Raw genomic sequence first — 23,949 nt, forward strand, 5'->3', positions numbered from 1 at the left:
TACGCCGACGCCGAGAGCCTCGGCATGTCCGCCTCGGATCTCCCAGAGACCCGCCCCGCCGCCCGGCTCGACTATTCGACCGGGCTCACCCCAAGCCGTGCATCCCCTGAGAGCGAGAGCGATGGTGACCACAGCGCCGACGAGGACGTGCCTGATCACGGCACGACCGTTCGCACGTCGAGGATGCAATCCTCGACTCTGGGCTGAGCTGGCCCCACCCATCCGTCGCAAACGCGGCCCTCCTGCTCTCACTGCCCGCCACCGTGGGCCGCGTGCGAACCGGGGACGCGCCGAATGGCGGTCGTCCACTCAATCGCGAGCAACGAGAGAACAGCAGCCACCCCGCCACCTATCCCATAGAACGCCATGCTCGCCGGAAAATACCAGACCGTTATGAAGGACGCGAGTCCGACGATCAACGGACCGGTAACAACTCGAACCGTGTACGTGTCGCCCGCTCTCCCCATCCAGATGAATAGGCAACTCAGTAGTACGGATACTGAGCTTCATTCAGAGCAGGACCGCTCCCAGACCAGCCAAAACCGTCGACCAGGGACCGGAACACGAAGCAAACGCCTTTCCCGCGCGCTCGTCGTATCCGGCAAGAGCAACGACGGCCCTCATGCTCGCCCCGCATGGCCGCGCCATACGCTGGGTCGCGCGAGAAGAGCAAATCCGTAGCCAATTAGGCCCAACGGAAAATAGTACAGAAAGAGCATCCCCGGCAACCATAGGGAGAGGGTCAGAAAGAAGGCTCCGATCAAACCAATGATGTTCGAAAGAAGGACAGCGAGAAGTTGGACCCTCCAGGAATCTGGTCGATAGGTCGAGACCCCGAATGCGATCGCCAAGGGGAATAGCCCGAAGACGAGATTTAGCCAGAAGATGAGCGGTGGAAAGCTGGACACGGTACTGTCTTGGTAAACGCCGGACCTTGTCGTCGTGGAGAATATCGCCGCATGTGTTGCGGCAACAATTATGTTGGCGCCAATGAGCCTCACCAATGACCAAACTATCCAGTTAGCACGCGATACCCTCGTGTACAAGATCACCGCCCCCGTTGGTCAGCATCACCGCAACGCCGCCTCGCCTCGTAGTCGTAGAACATCGCGAGGGTCTGCAACTGCACCTGAACCTTGCAGGATGCAACCATCTGATGGACGTAGTGGACATCGACTCTTTACACCTGCCGCCTCAACCAGATCTGTCCGTACTGGTCAGCCGTGTCTGCATCGTCTGCGAGGATTATCTTGAGGTAGTATCCGCCGTCGTCATCCCGCCAGAAGTCAAAGTTCAGGATCACCGGACATTCGGGCCCGTCTGGGACAAGGGATCCAGCGTAGTCGAACCTACCTTGCCCCAGTTCAAGGTGTCCTTGAAAGGAAATCAATCCACTCGGATCAAACTCCCGCCAATCCCTGGGCGCGGTGCGTTGACACAGCTCAGCCGGCCAGGCGCTGGCCCGGAACTTCCCATCGGATTCGAAATCCAGCCGCATTTCTGAGGGTTGCCCGTTCGATGACCAGGTGCCGGAGATTTGCTCCATTGTAATACCGTGCGCGAAACCACGTGACGCACATGCGCCCAACCCGAGGGCAAAGAGTAGAATCCCAGCCGCTCGCAATGCGCGTTTTACTACCACGAAATCGCCTCGGTCCATGTAAAGTACGTAGAGGTTGATCGGAACGGGCCGGAGTCCCCAGGCAGCTGATTTGCAGCCTCCCTCACCGGCGAGAGGAGTGAGCCGAGCGTCATTTCGTTGTATGCGGTAAATTGGACCGTTGCACTATTCCCTTCGCGCTCGATAACCTTGGCGGAGTAGGTATGTGATCCAACAGTGAGAAGTGACCTGTCTACATTTGACGCTTGCTCCCACAATGCCAAAGTTCGCACATCTCTCACAACGTTCCCATTTTCTAGGTTGAAGTCACCTGCATCATAGTGCCAGGCAGAAATTTGTTGGTCGGCGAGAAGATAACCGCGAACCTTTCGTCTATACTCACTCGCCGCCTCACTCTCCCTGATCCCCTGAGTGATCTTCGAGCTCGCGTCGAATGTGATTGATCCGGGCAGGTATCCGTTCGCCCATGCGTAGATGAGCCATCCTTGTTCACTTGTAAACAGCTGACCCGCATTGTACTTTCCATATCCGTAATACCACGCTTGGTTTGCGTCCCCGGTCCTCAAGAACAGTTCCGACACGCTAAACGAATTTTCCCTCATTTCGGCGGCGCCCTCCCGGGTCAATCTTTGACCAATGTCGTTGGCCTCCCGACTGCCCGGCGCGGTAGTCACTTCCTTCGTGCAGCGTCGCCCCCATCCGCACCCTTCGTCCAACCGCAGGCCTGTCGGGTCGCTGAAGGTCGTCGGGTTGTTGCCGGAGTACGTGTATCCCGTGTTCTGCTGCGGAAGATTCGCGTCGATCACCGGATCCACCGCCGTGAACTTCCCCAACATCGGGTCATACGTCCGCGCCCCCACCGTCGTCAGCTTCGTCTTCGCCGACGCCGGCTTGTTCATGAACCCCGTACCATCCGCCCAGACACCGCTGTTCCCGCCGATCGGGACACCATACGGGTCACGGTAGGACCGGACCGTCGACCCGTTCGACGCATTCGTGTACGTATCCACCGTCCCGTCGAGAGTTGTGAACATCCACTGCAACGTCGTCCCCGCCGTCCCCGACTTCGCACTCCGCCGCGCGACCGGCTTCCCACCCGCCGCCGCATACGTCCGATACCCCGACACCACCGACGACCCCGCCGCCACCATCAACGTCGTATCCGGCAGGAACAGCGACGCCCCCTCCGTGTTCGACACCCGCAACAACAACGACCCATCAGGGTTGTAGATGCTCGTCTGCGTCGTGGACCCCGCCACGACCTTCGACACCTTCCCCACCTCGTTGTACGTCAAGGTCTGACCAGGACGCGACGTCTGATTCCCCGCCGCGTCATACCCATACGACCCCGACCCCAGATCCACCGGTCCAGCCACCGTCCCCACAGCATGCGGACGCGCCGCACCCGCCGCCGGATACGCATACGTCACCGTCGAGGCCACACCCGTGCTCGACCGATACGTCAGCTTCGTCCGGTTCCCCGTCTTCGTGTCGTACACGTAGTCGTTCCACATCGGGAACAAGCCGCCCATCGCGCCCGCCGACGGCGTCGTCGCACACGTCGACGACGCATTCGGCGTCCACGCCCGCGTCAACTGACGCAAACCGTCATAGGCGTAACAGGTCTTCTGCGTACCCGCAGTGGGCAGCACCGAGTTCACCGTCGAGGAGGTCACGTTGCCCGCCTGGTCCCTCGTGAAGGTCCGATCCGCGACGTAATGGCCCGCATTGTTGAAGACGGCATTGTCTTTGATGGCCAGCACCTCCCCCGTCGCAGGGTCATACCCATACGTCGAGTATCCGCTGTTCGCGCCGTTGAAGCGATTGAATTGCGACAACTGTCCGATGGGCGAGTACACCGTGTTGGCGAGCACCATGCTCTGCCCGTCCATCCCGGACAGGCGCCCCCAGGAGTCATAGGTGTATCGCAGTGTCTCCGCGGGCAGGCCGCCCATCGCGGGATAGACCTTCGCCGTGACCTGCGAGTCCGCGGCGTAGTAGTACGTCGTCTTGTAGCTCGTCCCCGCGAACGCCGGCGCCCCGGCGGGGATCGACACCGTCACGTCGAGCGGGTTGCCCGCAGCGTCGTACGACCCCACGGTCGTGGCGTACGCCTTCCCCGGAGTGCCGGGGATCCCGAGCGCACCGGACCCCGAATCCGTATAGGTCGTCGAGGTGGTGACGAGTCCCTTCTTCACCGTGTCGTACGTCCAGGATGCGAGCAACGGCCCCAGGGCGTCGCCGGAGAACATCTTCGTCTTGCGGTTCAGCTCGTCGTACGTGGTCGTGATGAGCTGTCCGCGCGCGTCCTTGGTCGACGTCATGTTGCCCACAAGGTCGTACGTCGCGGAGGACGTCCCGGAATCCGGATCCTTCTGGCCGATGCGGTTGCCGAACAGGTCGTACGTCCACGTCCACGTGTTGTTCGACGGGTCGTTCATCGTCGTCATCCGCCCGGCGTCGTCGTATCCGTAGGTCGTGGCCTGACCCGTTCCGCTGATCGCGCCGGTCAGGTACTGCACGAGCTTCGTCTTCTGCCCCAACGAGTTGGTGAAGGTCGAGGTCGCCGTCCCGCCGGTCGGCGGCACGCTGTCCACCCGATCGGCACCGAGGTAGGTGTTTGTGGTCTTGGACTTCAGCGTCCCCGCCCCGTTGAGCGAGACCGTTCGCGGGCGACCGACGGCGTCGTACGCCGTGATCACCTGAGAGGGGATGTTGTTCTCCGTCGTCGGGGTGAAGAACGCCGTTCCGGGGTTCACCGACGTCGTCCAGTACTCGTTGTCGACGAAATAGGTGCGCCCCTGATCGTCGTAGTTCGTCGTCTTCACGACCGTCCCGCCCCCGACCGCGGGAGACTGCGTCTGGACGGCTCGCCCCAGACCGTCGAAGAGATCGAACGTCGTCACGACGCCACCCGCCGTGAGCTTGTCGGTCTTCACCGCGTTCGGCCCGGTCTGCGACAGCGTGTACGAGTAGGCCATCGAAGGCCCTGAGGGGTTCGCCGCCTTCGGCCGCAACGGAAGCCACACCTTCGTCGTCCGGCCGAAGGCGTCGATGTCCACATCCGTCCTCGCCCCGTTCGGATCGACGACGGACCGGACGGCCCCCGTCGACGGATCGTGGGTCGTGACGGTCTTCCAGGAGAACGGAGCGGAGTTCGTCACGGAGGAGGTCGTCATCGGCAGCTTGGCCGCCGGCGCATATGCGTTCGTGGTCGAACGGCCGAGCGCATCCTTGTGCACGAGCTGGCGACCGAGCGCGTCGAACGTCGAGCGCCCCGTCTCGACCCAGTGTGGCGTCGTGCCGTCGTGTCGGTCGACGGCCTGCGTCGACGTCGGCAGACCCCGAGTCGGCGCGGCTCCCCACGCAGCGCCGTCGTACAGCGTCTTCGTGTCACTCACCAGATCCGCAGGGGTGGCGCTGCCCGCCTGCCCACACGTCACCCCGAGCGTCCGGACCTCGCTGGGAAGCCCGATGAGCCACGACGAGGTGTTCGGCGCCGCGTATGTCGTCGTCGTGCAGGTGTCCGCGGCATCCGAGGTGTCCTTCGACACCGTCAGTGGGTAGCCGTACGTGTTGTCGTAGGTCGTGCTGGTGGTGACGGTACGACTCCCGCCGGTTGACAGCGGCTCCGTGACCACCGTGGTCGACACCCCGGTGAGTCGCGCCTTCCGCGTCCCGTCGTCCGCCGTCACCGACGACGCCCACGGCGTGTTGACCTGTTCGTTGACGACGCCTCCGCCGACACCGTTGAGGGTCGCCTGCCGGCGCACCTGCCCGGCGAACCACCGTTCGTCCGGGATCGACGTGCCTGCGACGTTCACGCTCTTGGTCCCTCCGCCGGCGTTCGCGCGGTCCCCGTTCATGCCCTGGTAGTAGGTGTACGAACTGACCTTCTGAGCGGCCGGAGCCGCCGGATCGCCCTCACGCACCTCGACGGTGTCGACGCCGGCGAAGACGTTCCAAGTCCGGGTGTTGGCGATCGTCAACGGAGAGTCGTTGTACCGCCACCGTGGCGTCCCATACAGGTACTGGGTCTGCTGCACCTTCCCGAGCGGGCCATCGGTGCGGGCATCCACCTGGATCGACGAGACCGGGTACTTGTGGAACAGGTCCTGGCGACCGCCCACGGGGATCGTGGCCTGCGGAACCCACCATTCGGGAAAGCACCACTTCGTGTTGGCCTCGGGCGCGGCGAGGATGGCCGACGCCTCCTCCGGGGTGCACTGCTGCCCCTGATAGTTGACGCTGATCACTGCTCCGAGACTCGTCTTGATCGACGACAGCCGCCACTTGTCGAGCGGTCCCGTTCCGTCGATCTCCCAGACACGGTTCTGCAGGGTCACTCCGGAGAAGACCGTCGGCGGCTCCGCCACCGCGGCCAGTCCCGCCGCCGTTCCGGTGCGCTGGACCTTCGTGAGCCAGAGCGCCGGGGACGCCCCGTCGCCGGGGTCCGGGAAGGAGTGCGACAGCGCCCAGGAGTTGACCGTCGAGTACGTCGTACCCACCAACGCCTGTGCGCCGACGGTGATCAGCGACGCGTTCGTGAAGAACGACGGCACGATCTGCGAGGCGGAGCAGGACGTTCCTGTGCACAGCTGGTCGAACGGCACGTCGGGATAGGCCGACGGGTTCGCCGGCATCGTGGAGGTACCCAGCGAGCCGGTGGTGCACTTCGCGCCGGTGGCGTCGCTGCATCGTCCCCGGGGATCGTAGGTGAAGGTCACCCGGTACGCGGCCGCGGTCGCGCTGTAGATGTCGCTCGAGCGCAGACCGTAGTCGATCCGGCTCAGCACGCCGCCGCGGTGATACGCGGTCGCCCCGCTGCCGTTCTTGGCGTACTTGTTGGTCTCGGCCGTGTAGTAGAAGGCCTCGGCGTTCCCGTGCACGTCCACCACGTAGTCGAGGTTCCAACGCCAGGCCTGGTTGCAGGACGACGCTGCGAACGTGCTCGCTTTGCACGGCTCACCGGGGTCGTTGCCGAAGACCGGCACCGTCCAGGTCGAGTTCGTCGTCGGCTTCCCGTCCGACCAGCCCGGGAGCCGGTTCAATCCGAAGTAGTACTGGGTGCCATCGGTGGTCGTCATGCGCCAGCAGTCGGTGCTCGCGGTGCCGTTGGGCGCGCACCCCTGGCCCGTTCCGGTGAGGTGTTCGAAGCGTGTCCCGTCGTCACGCTCCAGTCGCCACGCGCCGGACGCCGAATCCCGGATCAGCGGGCCGGAGTGACCGGCGAAGGACACGGTCGCGTTGTCCGTCCGCCAGCACAGGTCGCCGGAGGTCGTGACCGGCCCGGAGGGCCCGTCGTCCTTGGCGCAGGGCACATAGCTGCGCTCGATGAAGCCGCCGCCCGACAGTTCCCAGCCCTCACCGACGGCCGAGGGCTGGTTGTTGGTGGATCCGGTGAGGCCGTCCACGGACTGGGAGTTGTAGGAGAGGCCGAGCTTGGGCACCGGGCCGACACCGGGATCCGTGACCGCCATGTCGTACATCCAGGTGAAGGCTCCGGTCTGCTCCGCCACGTCCCAGGAGGAGGAGGACTTCAGCGGTGTCGCACCGTAGGAGCCGGACCCGTCCGTGGATGTCGGCCCGGAGACCGCCGCGAGCAGAGTCGGCTTCTCCGCCACGACGGGCGTGAGCACGACGGCGTCCTCGGTCTCCGCGGAGGCGACGGGCACCGGTTCCGCGGCTGCGGCCCTCGCCGACGGCTCAGACACCTGCACCCACTGGATCCGCGACGCGTAGTCCGCCCCGAAGCGGTCGGCGAGCAGTTGCTCCGGCACGGACACCGCGACAGGTGCCGCCCCTTCCGCCTGGCTTCGCGCGAGCGAGATGACGACCCCGTCGAAGCCCGCTCCCTTGGCGCGCTCGGCACCGAAGACCCCCGCGTCGACCACCGCGGCCTGTTCGGTCCCCGGCTCCTCGGGCACCGTGGGCTCAGGGCTGGGCTCCGGCGTCGTGGGCTCAGGGCTGGACTCAGGGCTGGGCTCGGGGCTCGGCTCGGGGCTCGGCTCGGGTGTCGTGGGTTCGGGAGACGGCTCCGGCGCGGGAACCGTAGGCTCGGGGCTCGGCTCCGGCGCCGTGGGCCCGGGAGACGGCTCCGTCGGATCCGGCTCCGGCTGCGGATCCGGTTCGTCGCTCGGACCCGGAGCAGGGGTGGGCGCCGGCTCGGGATCGTCGGGAGGCGTCGTCGGGGTCGCGTCCGGCGTCGGTTGCGGGCGCGGTGGAGGCGTGACCACCGGGGCCGGACCGGGGGTGAACTCCGGTTTCGGAGTGGGGTGCGGCTCCGCGGACCCGCGGTCCTTCTGGCCGTCGTTCGTCGACCTCCTGCCGTCCGATGCCGCGGCGATCTTGATCCCGGACCCGCCGACGTCCCGCCACTCGCCGATGACCGTCGCGGGCGTTGCGCCTTCGCCTCCCTGGGTCGTGACGCCCGGCTCCTCGGCGAGCGGGACCTCCACCGGGGCGACGGGCGCCTCCGGCACCGTCGGCGTCTCCGGAACGGGAGCGTCGGTGGAGGACTCCCCCTCTCCCGGATCCGGAACCTCGGCCTCGGGCGCTCCCGGGATGGGATCGTCGAACACCGGGACCTCGACGGTGGGCGCCGGCGCGTCCTCGGCGTTCGCCACCTCCGGGAATCCCGTGACGAGGCCGACGGTCAAGGAGGCGACGGCGACCATCGCGACGGCCCACGTCGGGCGGAGGGGGCGAGGCGCCCGCCAAGACATCATCGTCTTCACGGCAGTCACGGTCCTTACTGGGAGAACGGAAGTTGGAGAACGGCGAGCAAAGCCAGTTGGTTATGGTCGATCACGCCCGGCGCGATCATGGGATTCGCGATCAGGCCTGCGTAACGCGTCTTGTCGCCCGCCGGTGCGAGCCGCAGCGGGCCGTTGGCCGACCAGTCCCCGGAGCCGACGACGTGACCGATCGAAGCGACCGGAGTGATCGAGTTGCCGACGAGGAGCCGCAACTGCTTGTTGGCCGCATCCCAGATCCCGGTCACCATTTGCCAGGAGTTGAGCGACACCGATCCCCCCGTGGCGCAGTTGCTGACGGGCCGGCCGTTGTCGTCGGCGGCGGGAGCACCCCCGATACAGAACGCGTACCTCCCCGACTTCGTGATGCGAAGCTGGACCCAGCCCCGCCCAGGACCGTACTGAGTAGCGACGATCTGATAATCCGTTGCAGGGAGGGTGGCGGGCTTCACCCACATGCTGAGCGTGAAGCTGTTCGTCGCATTCAGCGGGGCCTTGTTCGTGACGAGCGTTTCGGCCGCGTTCGCGGGATTCGCTCCCCGCAGCACCGGCATCGACAACGGCGGGCTCCGCAGATCCGAGGCGGTGGTCCAGAGCCCGGCGGGCGCAGAGAGCGTGACCGCGTTCGCCCCGATCCACGGATTGTCGTCAGCGACCGTCGCGGGCGGAGGAGTCGTGGCGCTGGTCACGCGCCATTCGTGACCGGCATCGAGGTTCGCCGACGCCGCCGGTGCACCGCCGCTCGGCGGGTAGAGCGCCATCCCCCTGGCCAGGGATTGGTTGCCCGCGCGATCATAGGCGGAGACCCAGAGGGTCGACAGGGAATCCACGGGGGCCACCTTGACCGTCACCGGGGTCGCACCGTTGCCGCACGCCCATCGCACCGAGGCGGAGACGATCCCGTCGCACGGCGGAAGCCCGGCCGTGGTCGTCGTCGTCCCGTCGACGGGGACGCTCGGCGCCGGAGAAACGATCTGTCCCGGTGTCACCCAGTACACGTATCCGGCGACGCCCGCCGCGCCCTTGAGCACGACATCGACGGCCGTCCCGACCTGGAAGGAGGTCGCCGAGGTGGTCACCGTGGGCACCGGGGGCTTGGTCGTATCGACCGTGAAATAACACAAGGGCGAGAACCCGACGCCGTCGTTGATCCAGTCGCTTCCGCGCGCGTTCCAGACGTAGGTCGTCCCGTTGGTCAGCCCTGTGAAGGTGACCCGTTTGGGGCCCTGGGCGCCGAGGCCCGGATGGAGGTCCTGGACCTTGTTGTGCAGGTCGCTCGCCTTGTACAGATGCACGTTGACGTCGACGTTCCCGCCGTCCGGATCCGTCTGGTTCACCTGCACCGTGACGTCCGTGGCTCCCACCACCGCAGGGTCACCCGCCGTTCCGCAGGTGCGCGGAGGCGAGATGATCACGGGATCCGTGGGGACGTCCGGCGGCGTGTTGTAGTTCACCACGAGCAGCGCGTCACGGCTGTAGTGACGGCGCGAGTATTCGCTGCCGTTGGTGAAGGTGAAAGCGAGTTGCACGTCGGGGTTGCCCGCAGCGGACCGGACAGGATCGACGACGGACCAGCTGACCTGCTGCGGCGCGGATCCGCAGCCCGGCCCTCCCCATTGCTGAATCGGCGCCGACCACCCCAGGTTCCAGCTCTGCTCCTGATTCCAGGTGAACCCGGGCGGGTGGGAGATCACGTGATGGCTCTGGATATTGCCGGGGTTGCAGGCGACCACGGCGAGCTGAGTGGTGAACAGCACCGCGTTGAGCACGTTCTTTCCGCCCATCGCGCTCAACGGGAACTGGAAGAACATGTCCGACATGAACTCCTGGTAGACGCCGACCCGCAACACGTCGGACGCACCGGCCGACAGATACGACGTGTCGGGGAACGCACGGTCCGTGTACCACGACGCCGCCTGCCCCGTGCTCCAGTCCGGGTCGACGAAGATCGGATAGACGATCTCCTCCAGGGGCTCGCGCTTCTCCTCGATCGCGACCGACTCGGCGACGTCCATCGACAGGCCGTCCCCGATCACGTCGTGCGCCACAGGCAGCGGAGGCGCCTCGCCTCCCGGCTCTCGGTAGGTGCCGCCGTTCGACGAGTCCCACCACAGTGGTTGTCCGCTGAGGAGCTCCGTCCCGTCCGGAGCATCGGCGTCGATCGTGCCCTCGGGGTTCCTGGACAGCACGGCGCCCTCGACCCTGGTCCGGAGGTCCGCGAGCTCCATGGACTTCGCGGCCGTCTCGTCTTTGACGACGTAGATGGAGGCAAGACCCGTCTTGGTCGCCACGAGCTTGAGGTCCACCCCCGGCTTCACCTCGGGGTACGTCGCGGTGTCACCGTCGACGACAGGAGCGGGGAGTACCCCGCCCGTCCAGCGTTCGGAGACCCACTCCCCCGACTCGGTGCGGATCTGGGAGATCACGTCGGTCCCCCCGCTCGAGAACCGCACGGGAACCGCCGTCGCCGACGGCTCCAGCCATCCGTCGACGGGGACGAGCGTCAGATCCACGGGGACCCACGAGTCGTCCTTGAGCGCGCGGACCGGGCGGGTGGCGATCTCCCGGCTCAGGGTGCCGTCCGGCATCGCGGAGGTGAGCTCGGTCGGGGTCGTGAGCTCGTCGACGACGACGGGTTCGCCTGTCGCCATCGCGGTCTGCAGCGCCGATGACGTCGCCACCTCGGACGAGACAAGCGGGGGCGCGGAACCGGCGGCCACAGGGCTGCCGACCGACGTTACCGCCGTGGCGGGAACGAGCAGCCCCGAGACCAGAAGCCCCGCGGAGACGACAAAAGACACACCGGTACGCATGGCGACCCCTCCACCCGCGTCATTGCGGGATCTCACCTGCGGCCGGGCGACTCGCGGGGCCGTGCGCACACCATATTCCTCAGGAAGTTCTCAGGGGAAGAGGAATGTGGAAAGTACGTACGCATGAAGACGTACGGCGTAAAAGCGTGATCTGTCAGCGCAGGTCGAGGATCATGCCGTCCGCGGGTGCGGTCGGCAGGCGGCGGAGGCTGATGCGCAGGTCCTGTTCCGGGACGCGATGCTCCGTCCGGGCGAGGACTTCCACCGCGGCCGCGATGAGGTCGGTCGTCGCGTCCTCGCCAGGACAGTGGTGAGCGGTGAGCGGATCGCCGACGCCCTGGGCGACGACCGGATGCGGACGCTCATCGGCGAAGCGCTGCGGATCGAACACGGACGGATCCGGCCAGATGCCGGGATCGTGGTCGGTGCCGTACAGGTCGAGCAGCATCCACTGGCCGCGCCCGAACCGCTCTCCGCCGAGGTCGAAGGGCTCGTCGGCGATCCCGCCGATCAGGGGGAAGAAGGGGTAGAAGCGCCGGACCTCCTCCGCGAACCAGCGCGCGACCCCGTCCTCGCTCCGGATGCGCTGCCCCCACGCCGGGTGCCGGACGAGTGCGTGCGCGGCGAAAGCGAGGAAGCGCCCGACGGCCACGACAGGACGGACGAGGTTGAGCAGCTCGACGGCGGCGACGGGGAGCGGGAGAGGCATCCCCATCTCCTCGTGGTGCGCGATGCGCCCGACCGGGCTCTCCCGATCCCCGCGCTCCCGCGCACGGATGACCTGATCGGTCGCCCACCGCTCCGCCCGACGTCGTCGGACGCGCGCCGCCCAGTTGACCGGGCCGATGCTCGCCGCACGATCGATCATCGCGCGCACGTCGGCCAGGAGCCGCGGATCGTCGCGTCCGGCGTCCGCGCCGACCCAGTCGAGGGCGGCGCGGAACAGCACCGCCGAGCCCAGTTCGAGCACGGCGACACGCGATCCCCGACGGGCGCGCAGAGCCTCCTCGACCTCGTCGCGGAACAGGACCACGAGGCGGGCGCGGTCGTGTCGCGCCATCGCCAGCATCAGAGCCTTCCGCCCCCGGTGCGCACGACCTTCGAGGGCCTGGACGCTGCCCTCGTCCTGGAGCAGCCGCATGGTCGACCGCGGCAGCGCTCCGGGACGGCGGAACCGGGTCGCGCCGAAGACGTGGGCAGCCTCCGCGCCGCGGGCAACGACCACACGTCGGCCGAGGAGCCGGGTGCGGAAGGCATCGGCTCCGGCGTCACGGTACCCGCGGATGCCGAAGAGATAGCCGTCCCGCACGAACCGCAGCCCCGATTCCCCCCGCAGCCGCGGGACGCCCGTCGGCGAGACGGCGGCCGGCGGGGCGCCCGCGCGCGTCGCCGAAGCCCCTGACGTCATGTCCCCTCCGTCCGTCGTCCAGGTCGGATGCCCATCACACCTCGGGGACGCGGATCACGACAGGGGGTTCCGTCCGGCGGCGACAACGGGCACAATCGCCGCCGCCGGACGTGCGCGTCGCGTCAGCGCAGGGCACGGCGCCGACGGCGCCCCGCCTCCTCCACGGCCTTCTTGATCTTCTTCGCCGCCCGCTTCCGCGACTTCTGCGCCTCGGGGCTGGTCCACAGCCGCTCGATCTGGTGGCGCAGGTCCTCGTAGTCCTTGCCGCGGGAGCGGCCCGCCTCCACCCCGACGATGTACGCCGCGACGACGACGATGGCGATGATCAGGACGTTCTTGCCCATGGCTCTTCCTTCCCGTGAACTGTCGTGGGACGCGCCGGGCGCCTTCCGCCCGCGACCGCGTCACACTTCCGAGACGGATGCCGGAGGTCGATCGTCACACACTCACACCCTTCTCGGAGCCTGTCCAGGACAGTCCGGTTCCCGGGCGAACGCGAGGGGGTTGCGCCCGGCCTCCTCCGGGACCCCGACGCCGCCCGGCCGGAAGGCCCGGCCGGGCGACGGTGGCATCAGCCGTGGGCGACGGCGAGCTCGTTCGGCGTGTGGTCGAGCTCGACGCTCGCGACCTTCTTCCCCGTGGTGAGGTCGACGGCGTGCACGGTGTTCGCGGCGGGCTCGGTGACGTACGCGATGTCGCCGCGCACACGGATCGCGGGGTGGGCGTCCTGCCATTGCGCCGGCCCCTGCCACGGATCGATCACGGGGTAGGCGTCGGTGATCTCCCCCGTCTCCGGGTCGAGCACGTGGATCTTCCCGTCCGTGCTGAGGATGTAGGCCTGGTCCTCCGGGCCGCGGGCGACATCGCGGAAGGTGTACTGCACCTCGTCCGGGAGGTCCACGACGCGGGACGTGCCCGCTGCCGTGTCGATGAGGGTCACCGCGTTCAGGAGGTATCCCTCGGCATCCGGATCGCTCTTGTAGTCGCCGACGACGATCGGGCTCGTCTCGGAGACGAACGCGTTGCCCATCCGGCCGTACGGATCGGGCGCGCTCAGCTTGCGGAAGGTCCCGTCTCGGTACAGCAGCGCGCCGTCCTCGCATCCGAACACCACGGCCTCGCCCATCGCCGTCCCTTCGCCGTGGATGCCCGGGCACTCGGCGTTGACGGAGATCTGTTCCCAGCCTCCGTCCTTCCCGGCGAGCGCCATCGCGCCGGTCCGTCCGGTGTCGTCTCCCACGGTGGTGAGGAGCGTGCCGTCGGACAGGACGATCGAGACGCCGTGGTGGGGCGCCGCAGCCGTGTAGGTCTCTCCCTCGGGGAGCGACCTGTACCCGTCCGCGAAGATCTCGGTGTCGAGGATCGTCGTCCTCCCGGTCCCGTCGTCGAAGAGCACGGTCCGGCCGTCGTGGACGACGACATGCCCCGGAGTGGTCGCGTCGAACACGAGGTCGGTCAGCGCCGGCTGGGCGGTGTCCAGCATCTGGAAGCCCTTCGAGGTCGTCACCGCGATCGTCCGGCCGTCGCCGAAGTCGTTGAGCCGGGTGAAGATCTCGGAATCCAGCTCCGCGACGATCTCCAGGGTGGTCGGGTCGAGCACCGCGATGCCGTTCTCGTACGAGACGGCGACGCGACCGGTGGTCGATCCGGGATCCGTCGCGACCGTGCCGCGGTCGGACGCGGGCGTACCGTCCGCGGCGGCGGGCGCGCAGCCGGTCGCGGCCAGCGCGAGCCCGGCGAGCCCGGCGGCCGTCGTCCATCGGATGTGTTTCTTCATCTTCTCTCTTTCTGGGTGGGGGTCTCAGCGACGGAGACCCTGGGCGATGCGCTCCGTGTTGGTGCGCATCATGGTGAGATAGGTGTCCGCGCCCTCGCCGGGCCCGGTCAGCGACTCGGTGAACAGCTCGACGACGTCCACCCGGATCCCGGCCTCCCGGGCGAGCACCTGGACGAGCCGGTCCGGCTGCGAGGACTCCGCGAAGATCGTGGGCACCCCGGCCTCCTCGATCGCGGCGGCGAGGTCGCGGAGGTCCGCCGCGCTCGGTGCGGCGAGCGTCGTGCCGCCCGGGATGACGGCGCCGACGATCCGGAAGCCGAATCGGTCGGCCAGGTAGCCGAAGACGTGGTGGTTCGTGACGAGGGCGCGATGGTCCTCGGGGATCGCAGAGAATGCCGTCGTCATCTCGGCGTCGAGATCCGCCAGCTCGGCGCGATAGGCGTCGGCGTGCGCGCGGATCGCCCCCTCGTCGATGCCGTCGATCCCCGCCAGCGCGTCCTCGAGCGCGTCGACCACGTCGACCATGCGCTGCGGGTCGGTCCAGAAGTGCGGATCCGGAGCGCCGTCATTCTCGGGACCGTACGCGAGGACCTCGATGGCGTTCCCCGCGACGACCATGTCGACGCCGGATTCCGCGGCGCGGTCGAGATGCTGCTGCAGCCCCTCCTCCAGCCCGAGCCCGTTCGACACCGCGAGGTCGGCCGTCCCGAGGAGCGCGGCCTCCTGCGCCGAGATCTCGAACGAGTGCGGGTCGGCGTTCGGCTTCATGAGCGTCGTCACGTCGGCCTGATCGCCCGCCACGGCGCGCACGACGTCCCCGAGGATGTTCGTGGTCACGACGATCTGGGGCCGGGTCCCGGACGACGACGGAGCCGCACATCCGGCGAGCGCGAGCACCAGGCCCAGCAGGAGCGCCGCCCACCGTCTCATCGCCCGACCTCCGTGAACAGCGCCGGTGCGACGGCGGGTTCCAGGGTCCGGGCGACGCGCGCGCCGTCCGCGTAGGCGATCTCGTGCACCACGCCGCCGAGCGGGTCGTTCAGGTAGGCGCGCTGGGCGTCGACGACGAGCGCCGCCGCCTCCGCGGGACCGGAGACCAGCGGTTCCGTCACCGCAACCTCCACACCGTCCACGAACACGCGGACCCGCCCCTCGGCGTCGAGCGCGACGACATGGCCGTCGGCGTCGTCGACGGCCACGACGCGCACCAGGTCCGCGTCGACGCGGACGAGCTCCCAGGCTCGCGCCCGCGTGTCGAGCAGCCAATACCCGGCACCGGGGGCGACACCGGCGACGGTGGGCCGGCCCTTCCGTCCGTCCAGCGCCGCGGGCGCCGGAGCGCCGCCGGGGATCGGGATCCGTTCCACCGCGTCGCTCTCGCCCAGCAGCAGTGCGCCGTCGGCGCACCCCACGACCAGCCCCGCGCGGGTGGTGATCGCACCGCTCGCATCCGGGCAGGGCGCCGGTGCCCCCGTCTCCTCGCCCTCCTCGTCGAGCAGGCGGACCTCACCGCCCGAGACGAGCGCGGCACCGTCCGCTCTGGGGGCGAGCAGCCCCGGCGCCGCCGCGTCGATCCGGAGGCGCTCGACGATCTCGCCGCGCGAGAGCGCCGCGTTGTCCAGCAGGACGGCCTCCCCGCTGCCCCCGAAGAAGAGTCCCGTCGTCCCCGCCGTCGACAGCGGCCCGGTGGCCACGACGACGGGGCCGGAACCGGGGACGGTCCCGATCACCCGCGGCTCCGCGCGGTAGTAGTGGTAGTGGTCCCCGTGGTCCCAGGTCCACACGCCGCTGTCGATGACCTCCGCTCCCTCCTCGGTCGTGACGAACGCGTACCGTCCGTCGGAGGCGAGGGCGGTCGGGCTGCCGACCGGATCCAGCGTCGTCGCGGCTCCGTCGAGGAGGTCGAGGATCCCGACGGCTCCGTGCGCGTCGACGGAGAGGATCTGCAGCGGCGGCTCGGCGACCTCCTCCGCCCCGGACACCGCGCCGTGACCCTCGCCCGCCGGAGCGGAGGAGGCGGACGGGGGTGCGGACGGCCCGGACGCGCTCGCGCATCCGGTGAGGGCCAGTGCGAGGGCGAGGAGCGCGACCTCGCTGCGACGTGGGAGGACGGACATGTGTTCCTTTCGACGGATCATCGCGACGCTCCGGCCGCGAGAGGGGTGAGGGTCGGCGCGCCGTCCGCCGCAGCCCTCTCGCGGAGCGTTCGGCTCCGGCCCGCGGCGCGTCCACGGACGCTTGCCCGGAGTCCTGCGGAGGCGGCGGCGAGGGCCACCGCGGAGAAGGCGATGGACGCCCCGGCCGCGGTCCCCGCGTGCCAGGACACGACGAGACCCCCGAGGACGGCCAGCACGCCGACCCCCGAGGCCAGCGCCATCGTCGCCGGGATCCGACGCGTCCACAGGCGAGCGGCGACGGCGGGCGCGAGGAGCAGTCCGACGACGAGCAGCGATCCCACCGCCTGGAACGAGGCGACGACCGCCAGCGTGACGAGCCCCACGAGGGCCACGTGCGCCCGCTGCGGGTGCAGCCCCTGGGCGAGGGCGATGCGTCGGTCGAAGGCTGCCGCGACGAACGAGCGATGGAAGACCACCGCGACCACGACCGTGACGGCGAGGGCCAGTGCGAGCGCCCCGATGTCGGCCGAGCCGATCGCGAGCACGTCGCCGAAGAGCAGGGCCGTCGCGTCGGTGGCGAAGCTGCGCGAGTGGGAGACGACGATGACGCCCAGCGAGAGCATGCCCACGAACAGCAGGCCGATGCTCGTGTCGTAGGACAGTCGCCCTCTCCGCTGGAGGAGCCCGACCGCGGTGCTCATCACCACGGCCGAGACCGCCGCACCGAGCAGCACCGGTGCGCCGACGACCGTGGCGATCGCCACGCCGGGCAGCATGCCGTGCCCGATCGCCTCACCGAGGAACGCCATCCCTCGGATCACGACCCAGGTCCCGACGATCCCGCACACGAGGGCGACGAGAGCGCCGCCGATCAGAGCGTTCAGGACGAACGGTGTCCCGAGGGGATCGAGGAGCCAGGACAGCATGCGGATCGTTCCTCTTTCCGAAGTTGATAATGAGAATCGTTCTCAACGGTAGCATGGCGGTCATGAGCTCCCGAACCACCGCCCCCTCGCTGCGATCCGTCCGCGCCGGCTACGACGGGCCCGATGTCCTGCACGATCTGTCCCTCCGCTTCACCCCCGGCGAGATCACGGCGGTCACCGGACCGAACGGATCCGGGAAGTCCACCCTCCTCGAGCTCCTCGCCGGCGGCATCCGGCCCCGCGCGGGGACAGTGAGCCGCACCGGCACCATCGGGCTGGTCGTGCAGCGACTCGCCGCCGCCGACGCCTTGCCGCTGACGGCAGAGGACGTCGTCCGCATCGGCACCTGGGGCGCGGCCGGTCGGCAGATGACCCGTGGGCGACGACGGCTCGCCGTGTCCGAGGCGATCGCGCGCGTCGCCCTCAGCGGCCTGGAGCGCAGGCCCTTCGGGGAGCTCTCCGGCGGTCAGCGGCAGCGGGCGCTCCTCGCCCAGGGGATCGTGTGCCGCCCGGACGTCCTGCTCCTCGACGAGCCGACCGCCGGGCTCGATGCTGCGAGCACGGAGCGCACCCGCGTGATCCTGGCCGAGGAGTCCGCCCGGGGCGCGGCGGTGGTCTGCGTCACCCACGACGAGGACGCGCTCGGCGCCGGACGGGTCGTCCACCTGGAAGCCGGCCGGGTCACGGCCGACCGGTCGCGATCCGGCCGGGACGCCGCGGAGGAGTGCCGGCGGAGTTCCCGTCAGTGAAACGTCGTCGCGTCGTCGAAGTCGAAGGAGGACAGAGGCCGGACGCCCGTCTCCGCGATGTGGTCCCGCAGCGCAGCGGTGAAGCCCTCGCCATCTCCGGACCGCAGCAGGCCGGTGAGCGCCTCGTGCTCGGAGATGATCTCCTCGCAGCGCCGCAGGAGGCGGTCCCCCGCCTGGAAGAGGACGAAACGCTGACGGTCGGCGAGGCGATCGTAGAGCTCCAAGAGCACCCCGTTGCCTCCCGCCTCGACGAACCCTCGGTGGAATCGCAGCGTGAGTTCGATGAACTCGCGGATGTCCCCGTCCGCGAACGCGGCGCGCTGATCGGCGAGGGAGGACTCCATCCGGTCCGCCAGGCGGCAGCGGAGCGCCTCCGGAGCGCGGGCCACGGAGGTCGACTCCAGGGCGAGCCGCGCGTCGCCGAGCTCCGCGACCGCGCGTTCGGAGAGCCCCTGCACGACCGCGCCGCGCTTGGGGTAGATGACGATCCAGCCCTCGTCCTGAAGGCGCGCGAGCGCGGCACGGACCGGCGTGCGGCTCAGCCCCATCGACGACGCCAGCGATGCCTCGCCGAGCATCTCCCCGGGAGCGTGGGTGCCGTCGAGGATGTGATCGCGGATGACGATGTACGCGCGCGACGACGCGCTCAGGTCGTTCTCCGTCACGGGCGGTCCTCCAGGAAGGTTAGTCCAGGGTACAGCCGGGGCGTACGCCGGATCGGACTCTTGAATGCCAGTTGTATCCTAGATCCATGAGCGAATCCCCGCGCCCGGACCCGACCGAGCTGACCTCGAAGCTCACCTTTTACCGGCGGCTGACGGCGGCGCTCGCCATCGTCGTCGTCTTCCTGGGGATCGTCGTCGTCGCCCAGTTGACCATGAACACGGGCTCCGCCGCCCCCGCGGCCCAGCCGACGACGAGCTCCTCCCCGGAGGTCCCCGAACTCGCCCGCCGCGATCCGGACGACCCCATGGCGCTCGGGAAGGTCGACGCCCCCGTCGCGCTCGTGCAGTGGACCGACCTGCGCTGCCCGTTCTGCGCCGCGGTGCACCGCGACACCATCCCGACGATCATCGAGGAGTACGTCGACAAGGGCCTCGTGCGGCTCGAGGTCCGCGACGTGGCCTTCTTCGGCGAGCAGTCCGAGGACGCGGCCGTCGCAGCCCGCGCGGCCGGGGAGCAGGGACGCTTCTTCGAGTACCTCGACGCCGTCTACGCGGCCGCCCCGGACAGCGGTCACCCGGACCTCCCCCGCGAGAAGCTCATCGCCTTCGCGAAGGAGGCCGGGATCCCGGATCTGGACCGATTCACCGCCCACCTCGACGACCCCGCCGTGCGCGCGGCGGCACAGGCGAGCACCGCCGAGGCCCAGCGCCTGGGCGTGAGCGCCGTCCCCTTCTTCGTCGCCAACGACACCGCCCTGTCGGGCGCGCAGCCGGTCGCCGTCTTCCGTGACTTCCTGGACCGGGCGATCGCACAGAAGGGCTGAGATGGACATCGGCCTCCTCGGAGCGCTGGTGGGCGGCGTCCTGACGCTGCTGAGCCCGTGCTCGGTCATGCTCCTTCCCGCGTTCTTCTCGTACGCGTTCACGAACCCCGCGAAGCTCGTCGCCCGGACCGGGATCTTCTACCTGGGCCTCATCACGACCCTGGTGCCGCTCGGCGTCCTGGCCGGAACGCTCGGCGCCTTCGTCACCCAGCATCGCCTGGTCTTCGTCAGCGCGGCCTCCGTCGTCGTGATCCTCCTCGGCCTCCTCATGGTGCTGAACGTCCCGGTTCCGTTCCTGCGCGGGGGCAAGGGCGTCGAGAGCACGACGCCCGCGTCGGTCTACGCGCTCGGCACCGTATACGGGCTAGCGGGCGTCTGCGCCGGCCCGCTGCTCGGAGCGGTGCTCACGGTCGCCGCGCTGAGCGGGAACGCACTCCACGGCGGCATCGTGCTCCTCTTCTTCGCCGCGGGGATGACCTTGCCCCTCCTGGTCCTCGCGCTCCTGTGGAGCCGGCTGCCGTTCGTGCGGCGGCTCGTCCGCCCCCGGGAGGTGCGTCTCGGGCGGTGGCGGAACACGTGGACCGGCCTCGTCGGCGGTCTGCTGACCATCGCCCTGGGCGTGTTCCTCCTCGTCACCGCGGGCACGTCGTCGCTCGGAGGGGTCCTCTCCGCCTCCGACCAGGTCCGGATCGAGGGCTGGGCCTACGAGGCCACCCGCGGCGTGCCGGACATCCTCGTCCTCCTCATCGTCGTGTTCGTGGCCGCGGGCGTCGCCGGGCTGATGGCCCTCCGTGCCCGCCGAACGGCGGCGCCGAGCAGCGCACTCGCAGCGGACGAGGACTGAGCCGAACCCTTCGGGCGACAGGGGTGCGGACGGTGCGGCGGCGGGGCCGGCCCCGGAGGACCCCCTCCCCGACGCGCCCTGTCAAGGCCCTGTCCGTGCGGATCCGCTCCCGGCATGCTCGACGCGAGCGCGACCGAAGGAGGAGCCATGACCATCGGCACCGGAATCGTCCTGTTCGTGATCGGCGCGATCCTGACATTCGCGATCGACATCGACGTCCAGGGCGTGGATCTCGACATGATCGGATACATCCTGATGGGCGCCGGTGCGGTGGCGTTCCTCATCGGGCTGATCCTGCTCCTCGTGCGCCGCGGTCGGCCGCGGGCCGAAGCGATCGACGACGACGTGGTCTGAGCACCGACCCGGCCCGGTCACGCCAGGACGGCGGCGGCGAGACCCAGGCGACCTCGCACCTGCAGCTTCCGATAGATGTTGCCGAGATGCACCTCGACGGTGCGGTCGGAGATGTCCAACGCCGCACCGATCTCGCGATTGGTCCGACCAGCTGCCACGAGCTGAGCGATCTGCTGCTCCCGGTCCGTCAGCTGCTCCGGCAGTCGCGGGAGTGCGGCGGCGGGGATCGGGTGCGTCTTCCGGGTGACGGCGGACGATCGTCGGCCCGCGGCGGCGGCCGTCGTGTGGGCGGCCTGGTCCCCCGGCCCCGGCGCCGGGAGCATCGCCCCCGTCGCCTCACTCAGCTCCGGAAGCACGCCCTTGAGCTGCCGCAGCAGGCCGCCGAGCGCACCGCCGGCCATGCCGGCGAGGGGCAGCCGCGGGAGGGCGCTCCGAAGCACCGCTCCCGCGCCGTCGACATCCCCGACATGAGCGAGGAACCCGACCTGGTGCAGTCGTACGGCCGCCTCCACCGCCGGGGACACGGCCCCGTCGCGAAGCTGCCACGGCCACTCGGGCACCGCGCGCCCCAGCGCGAGGAACATCCGCGCCTGCAGACGGTCCGCTTCGCGCGGATCCTCGCTCCGGGCGTCGGCGATCTCGGCGAGCTCAGCCAGGTGCAGCGCATCGGCCGCCGTCGCCGCCGCCGGCGCGAGGGCGAGCTGCTGCCTCGCCAGCCGCTCGCCGAGATTCGCTCCGTCACGGTCGCCGAACCCGCGGGCAGCGCGGAGCAGCACGGCGGCACGCTCGCGTGCGACCGGATCGCGGTTCTCCGTCAGGACGCCGAGCACCCGGATGGCGGAGAGATCGGCCCCGCTCATCAGCGCCGCCTGCGCCCGGAGCAGCTCCACGCGGGCCCGCGCCTCCGCGGATGTGCGCAGCGCCACGTCCGTGGCGACGTAGTAGGCGGCCGAGCTCGCCCCGGACTTCAGCAGACGCGAGGCGAGGTGCATCAGCGAGCGGACGAGATCGCCGTCCACCGACATGCCGGATTTCGCCAGGTGCCACGTGGCGAGTGCGAAGTCCCGGGCATCCATGGCCTTCGCCAGCGACCGATGGATCGCGATCCGCGCCTCGGGATCAGCGCCCTTCCGCAGCGCGAGGCGCAGGCGCGGATCGGAGAAGCGGAACGTGCCGTCCGCGGCGAACCGCAGCGCACCGTCGGCGGGGCCCGAGACGACGTCGTCCAGCTCCGTGGCCGCGGCGGCGAGGACGACGTCGATGGAGTCCACGACGCTGAACGCGGCCGTCATCAGCAGACGTCGCCCCGCGGCCGACAGGCCGTCCAGCCCCTCGAACGCACGGTCGAGGAGGACAGGGCCCACGGGCAGGGTCTTCGGAAGCATCTCTCGGCCCGCGAGCTGATCGGCGGTCAGCTGAGCGGCCATCTCGCGGAGCACGTCCGCGTCCCGGAGGGTCTCGGAGGCGAGGCGACCGGCGATGTGCGCGGCGACGGGGACGCCGAGGACCGCCAGGTTCTCGCTGGCCCACTCGACATCGCTCAACGAAACCGGTTCCATCCTCTCGCGATGCTAGAGCACCCGGCGATGCGCGATCCCTCTCGTACGGGCTTACCCGTATACCGGAAAGCACCACGGCTCTCCGTCAAGACTCCGCGGCGTCAGCCGGCCGCGACCACGGGCGGACGCCCGGTGGATCCGCGCACCACGAGGGACGTGGGCAGGGTGAGATCGGGCCGCCGCTCCCCCCGCAGAAGCGCCAGCAGCGTCGTCGCGGCGGCGGTGCCCTTCGCGTCCACGTCCTGCCGGACCGTCGTCAGCGGCGGCGACACCCGCGCGGCGAGCGGGCTGTCGTCGAAGCCGACGACGGAGAGGTCCTCGGGGACGCGGAGCCCGCGATCGCGGGCCTGACCGATGACCTCGAGCGCAGCCAGGTCCGAGAACGCGAGAACGGCGGTCGGCGGGTCGTCCAGCATCGCCGCGATGCGCTCGCGCAGCACGTCGTCGACGTCGAAGCCCGGTGTCCCGACGATCCGCGGCACGACCCCAGCACCGGTGAGGACGCTCGCCCATCCGTCCAGGCGTCGGCCGATCGTCCCCGACGCACGGCCACGATGAGCGGGGTCGAGAGGCTCGTCCGCGGCGTCGACCGAGGTCACGACGACGGCGATGTCGCGATGGCCCTGCTCGAGCAGGTGCGCGGCCGCCTGCCCGCTGCCCGCCGCGTCGTCGAGAAGGATGCGAGGCTCGTCTCCGAGCGGCGCGGACTCGACCGTGACCACCGGGAGCCGACGCTCGCGCAGCGCCGTGACCTCGCGGGCACGGGGCGCGCAGGAGTACACGATGGCGCCGTCCATCGCGATGTCGCGAACCGGGTCGACATCGCTGCGCTCGGACGAGTGCAGCAGCACCAGCGAGTACCCCTCGTCGGCGAGCGTCGCCGCGACCGCGCGGAGGAATCCGACCGCGACCTCGTCCGCGAAGGCATCCCGCGGCGAGTTGGTCAGGACGACGCCGATCACACCGGTGCGCCCCCGGGCCAGCGCCCGCCCGGCAGGGTCCGGGCCGGAGTACCCGAGGCGCGCGGCGGCGTCGAGGATCTGCGCCCGGAGCGCCGCGGAGAGCTGATCCGGACGGGAGAACGCGTTCGAGACGGTCATGCGGCTCACGCCGACCTCGTCGGCGATCGTCTGCAGCGTCACGCGCGCCATCTCGCTCCCTCGTTCCCCTCCATTCTGGCCCAGGCCAGGGAGAGGAACGCCGTCGACGATCGCGGTCGCCGCATCCGCCGGGCGCGGAGGGATCCCCGCGGCGCCCGCGTACGTCACACCGGGATGCGCTCGGCAGCGGCACCGGGGCAGGGATCGATGACGGCGGCGAACCGACGGAGGAGCCGGGCGAGTCCGGCGCGGATCCGCGCCCGGGCCGCTCGATGCCGCCGTGCGCGAGCGCGCCGCTCCCGGGCGTACACGTTCTCGCGGCGGCGGTCCTGTTCCTGGCCCCGCCGCATCGTCTGCGCATCCGCCTCGACCAACGCGCCGATCATCGCCCGTTCCATGGCGACCCCCGTTCTGTATCGGTACAGAGACGACGATAC

General features: G+C 69.5%; 17 protein-coding genes. 4 read left to right on the forward strand and 13 right to left on the reverse strand.

Annotation, left to right across the window (positions count from 1 at the left end):
- Window positions 1–1,180 precede the first annotated feature (1,180 nt).
- The 9 genes from K8F61_RS09725 to aztB all read right to left on the reverse strand — a co-directional run bounded on the left by K8F61_RS09725 (window position 1,181) and on the right by aztB (window position 17,417).
- On the reverse strand, window positions 1,181–1,546 hold the full coding sequence (locus K8F61_RS09725) for a hypothetical protein (RefSeq protein ID WP_231818862.1): 366 nt from the start codon (window positions 1,544–1,546) through the stop codon (window positions 1,181–1,183).
- Window positions 1,547–1,635: 89 nt separating this feature from the next.
- Window positions 1,636–8,349 carry an RHS repeat-associated core domain-containing protein gene (locus K8F61_RS09730; RefSeq protein ID WP_231818863.1) on the reverse strand — a complete coding sequence of 2,238 codons (6,714 nt, stop codon included), beginning with the start codon at window positions 8,347–8,349 and terminating at the stop codon, window positions 1,636–1,638.
- Window positions 8,350–8,372: 23 nt separating this feature from the next.
- Window positions 8,373–11,189, reverse strand: a complete 2,817-nt coding sequence (locus K8F61_RS09735; RefSeq protein WP_231818864.1) for a LamG-like jellyroll fold domain-containing protein — start codon at window positions 11,187–11,189, stop codon at window positions 8,373–8,375.
- Between the two features lie 154 nt (window positions 11,190–11,343).
- Window positions 11,344–12,597, reverse strand: coding sequence for a cytochrome P450 (locus K8F61_RS09740; RefSeq protein ID WP_231818865.1), 1,254 nt, complete (start codon window positions 12,595–12,597; stop codon window positions 11,344–11,346).
- 122 nt (window positions 12,598–12,719) lie between these two features.
- Complete coding sequence (locus K8F61_RS09745; RefSeq protein WP_067243320.1) at window positions 12,720–12,941, reverse strand: hypothetical protein; 222 nt, start codon at window positions 12,939–12,941, stop codon at window positions 12,720–12,722.
- 227 nt (window positions 12,942–13,168) lie between these two features.
- Window positions 13,169–14,374, reverse strand: coding sequence for a zinc metallochaperone AztD (gene aztD / locus K8F61_RS09750; RefSeq protein ID WP_231818866.1), 1,206 nt, complete (start codon window positions 14,372–14,374; stop codon window positions 13,169–13,171).
- Window positions 14,375–14,398: 24 nt separating this feature from the next.
- Window positions 14,399–15,304, reverse strand: coding sequence for a zinc ABC transporter substrate-binding protein AztC (aztC, locus tag K8F61_RS09755; RefSeq protein WP_219085708.1), 906 nt, complete (start codon window positions 15,302–15,304; stop codon window positions 14,399–14,401).
- On the reverse strand, window positions 15,301–16,491 hold the full coding sequence (locus K8F61_RS09760) for an ABC transporter (RefSeq protein WP_231818867.1): 1,191 nt from the start codon (window positions 16,489–16,491) through the stop codon (window positions 15,301–15,303). The genes aztC and K8F61_RS09760 overlap by 4 nt, the downstream gene beginning before the upstream one ends.
- Window positions 16,492–16,508: 17 nt before the next feature.
- Window positions 16,509–17,417: a zinc ABC transporter permease AztB gene (gene aztB / locus K8F61_RS09765; RefSeq protein ID WP_219085706.1), complete on the reverse strand. Its 909-nt coding sequence runs from the start codon at window positions 17,415–17,417 to the stop codon at window positions 16,509–16,511.
- A 62-nt stretch (window positions 17,418–17,479) separates the two neighbouring features.
- On the opposite strand from aztB, the gene K8F61_RS09770 reads away from it, so the two are divergent.
- A complete protein-coding gene (locus tag K8F61_RS09770; RefSeq protein ID WP_231818868.1) occupies window positions 17,480–18,166 on the forward strand; it encodes a metal ABC transporter ATP-binding protein in 687 nt (228 codons plus the stop codon).
- On the opposite strand, the gene K8F61_RS09775 is transcribed toward K8F61_RS09770, so the two are convergent.
- The gene (locus K8F61_RS09775) at window positions 18,160–18,831 is read right to left on the reverse strand and encodes a GntR family transcriptional regulator (RefSeq protein ID WP_231818869.1); all 672 of its coding nucleotides are present in this window, start codon (window positions 18,829–18,831) and stop codon (window positions 18,160–18,162) included. The genes K8F61_RS09770 and K8F61_RS09775 overlap by 7 nt on opposite strands.
- A gap of 86 nt (window positions 18,832–18,917) precedes the next feature.
- Here K8F61_RS09775 and K8F61_RS09780 point away from each other — a divergent pair, with 86 nt between their 5' ends.
- From K8F61_RS09780 to K8F61_RS09790, 3 genes are all read left to right on the forward strand, one after another.
- Window positions 18,918–19,655: a DsbA family protein gene (locus tag K8F61_RS09780; protein ID WP_231818870.1), complete on the forward strand. Its 738-nt coding sequence runs from the start codon at window positions 18,918–18,920 to the stop codon at window positions 19,653–19,655.
- A gap of 1 nt (window position 19,656) precedes the next feature.
- Window positions 19,657–20,499, forward strand: coding sequence for a cytochrome c biogenesis CcdA family protein (locus K8F61_RS09785; RefSeq protein ID WP_067243325.1), 843 nt, complete (start codon window positions 19,657–19,659; stop codon window positions 20,497–20,499).
- 147 nt (window positions 20,500–20,646) lie between these two features.
- The gene (locus K8F61_RS09790; RefSeq protein WP_067243350.1) at window positions 20,647–20,853 is read left to right on the forward strand and encodes a DUF6458 family protein; all 207 of its coding nucleotides are present in this window, start codon (window positions 20,647–20,649) and stop codon (window positions 20,851–20,853) included.
- A 17-nt stretch (window positions 20,854–20,870) separates the two neighbouring features.
- Here K8F61_RS09790 and K8F61_RS09795 read toward each other — a convergent pair whose 3' ends face one another.
- From K8F61_RS09795 to K8F61_RS09805, 3 genes are all read right to left on the reverse strand, one after another.
- Entirely contained in the window at window positions 20,871–22,397 is a 1,527-nt protein-coding gene (locus K8F61_RS09795; protein ID WP_231818871.1) for a helix-turn-helix transcriptional regulator, read from the reverse strand.
- 116 nt (window positions 22,398–22,513) lie between these two features.
- On the reverse strand, window positions 22,514–23,563 hold the full coding sequence (locus K8F61_RS09800) for a LacI family DNA-binding transcriptional regulator (RefSeq protein WP_067243327.1): 1,050 nt from the start codon (window positions 23,561–23,563) through the stop codon (window positions 22,514–22,516).
- A 113-nt stretch (window positions 23,564–23,676) separates the two neighbouring features.
- Window positions 23,677–23,910 carry a hypothetical protein gene (locus K8F61_RS09805; RefSeq protein WP_231818872.1) on the reverse strand — a complete coding sequence of 78 codons (234 nt, stop codon included), beginning with the start codon at window positions 23,908–23,910 and terminating at the stop codon, window positions 23,677–23,679.
- Between the last annotated feature and the right edge of the window lie 39 nt (window positions 23,911–23,949).

The organism is Microbacterium resistens (assembly GCF_021172025.1).
Lineage (GTDB): Bacteria > Actinomycetota > Actinomycetes > Actinomycetales > Microbacteriaceae > Microbacterium > Microbacterium resistens.

Excerpts from the sequence above, each read along its gene's own strand:
- aztD (WP_231818866.1), bottom strand. The coding sequence starts at position 14,374 with ATGAAGAAACACATCCGATGGACGACGGCCGCCGGGCTCGCCGGGCTC.
- K8F61_RS09785 (WP_067243325.1), top strand. The coding sequence starts at position 19,657 with ATGGACATCGGCCTCCTCGGAGCGCTGGTGGGCGGCGTCCTGACGCTG.
- K8F61_RS09725 (WP_231818862.1), bottom strand. The coding sequence starts at position 1,546 with ATGGAGCAAATCTCCGGCACCTGGTCATCGAACGGGCAACCCTCAGAA.
- K8F61_RS09735 (WP_231818864.1), bottom strand. The coding sequence starts at position 11,189 with ATGCGTACCGGTGTGTCTTTTGTCGTCTCCGCGGGGCTTCTGGTCTCG.
- K8F61_RS09740 (WP_231818865.1), bottom strand. The coding sequence starts at position 12,597 with ATGACGTCAGGGGCTTCGGCGACGCGCGCGGGCGCCCCGCCGGCCGCC.
- aztB (WP_219085706.1), bottom strand. The coding sequence starts at position 17,417 with ATGCTGTCCTGGCTCCTCGATCCCCTCGGGACACCGTTCGTCCTGAAC.
- K8F61_RS09790 (WP_067243350.1), top strand. The coding sequence starts at position 20,647 with ATGACCATCGGCACCGGAATCGTCCTGTTCGTGATCGGCGCGATCCTG.
- K8F61_RS09800 (WP_067243327.1), bottom strand. The coding sequence starts at position 23,563 with ATGGCGCGCGTGACGCTGCAGACGATCGCCGACGAGGTCGGCGTGAGC.
- K8F61_RS09770 (WP_231818868.1), top strand. The coding sequence starts at position 17,480 with ATGAGCTCCCGAACCACCGCCCCCTCGCTGCGATCCGTCCGCGCCGGC.
- K8F61_RS09760 (WP_231818867.1), bottom strand. The coding sequence starts at position 16,491 with ATGTCCGTCCTCCCACGTCGCAGCGAGGTCGCGCTCCTCGCCCTCGCA.
- K8F61_RS09745 (WP_067243320.1), bottom strand. The coding sequence starts at position 12,941 with ATGGGCAAGAACGTCCTGATCATCGCCATCGTCGTCGTCGCGGCGTAC.
- K8F61_RS09805 (WP_231818872.1), bottom strand. The coding sequence starts at position 23,910 with ATGGAACGGGCGATGATCGGCGCGTTGGTCGAGGCGGATGCGCAGACG.
- K8F61_RS09780 (WP_231818870.1), top strand. The coding sequence starts at position 18,918 with ATGAGCGAATCCCCGCGCCCGGACCCGACCGAGCTGACCTCGAAGCTC.
- K8F61_RS09730 (WP_231818863.1), bottom strand. The coding sequence starts at position 8,349 with ATGATGTCTTGGCGGGCGCCTCGCCCCCTCCGCCCGACGTGGGCCGTC.
- aztC (WP_219085708.1), bottom strand. The coding sequence starts at position 15,304 with ATGAGACGGTGGGCGGCGCTCCTGCTGGGCCTGGTGCTCGCGCTCGCC.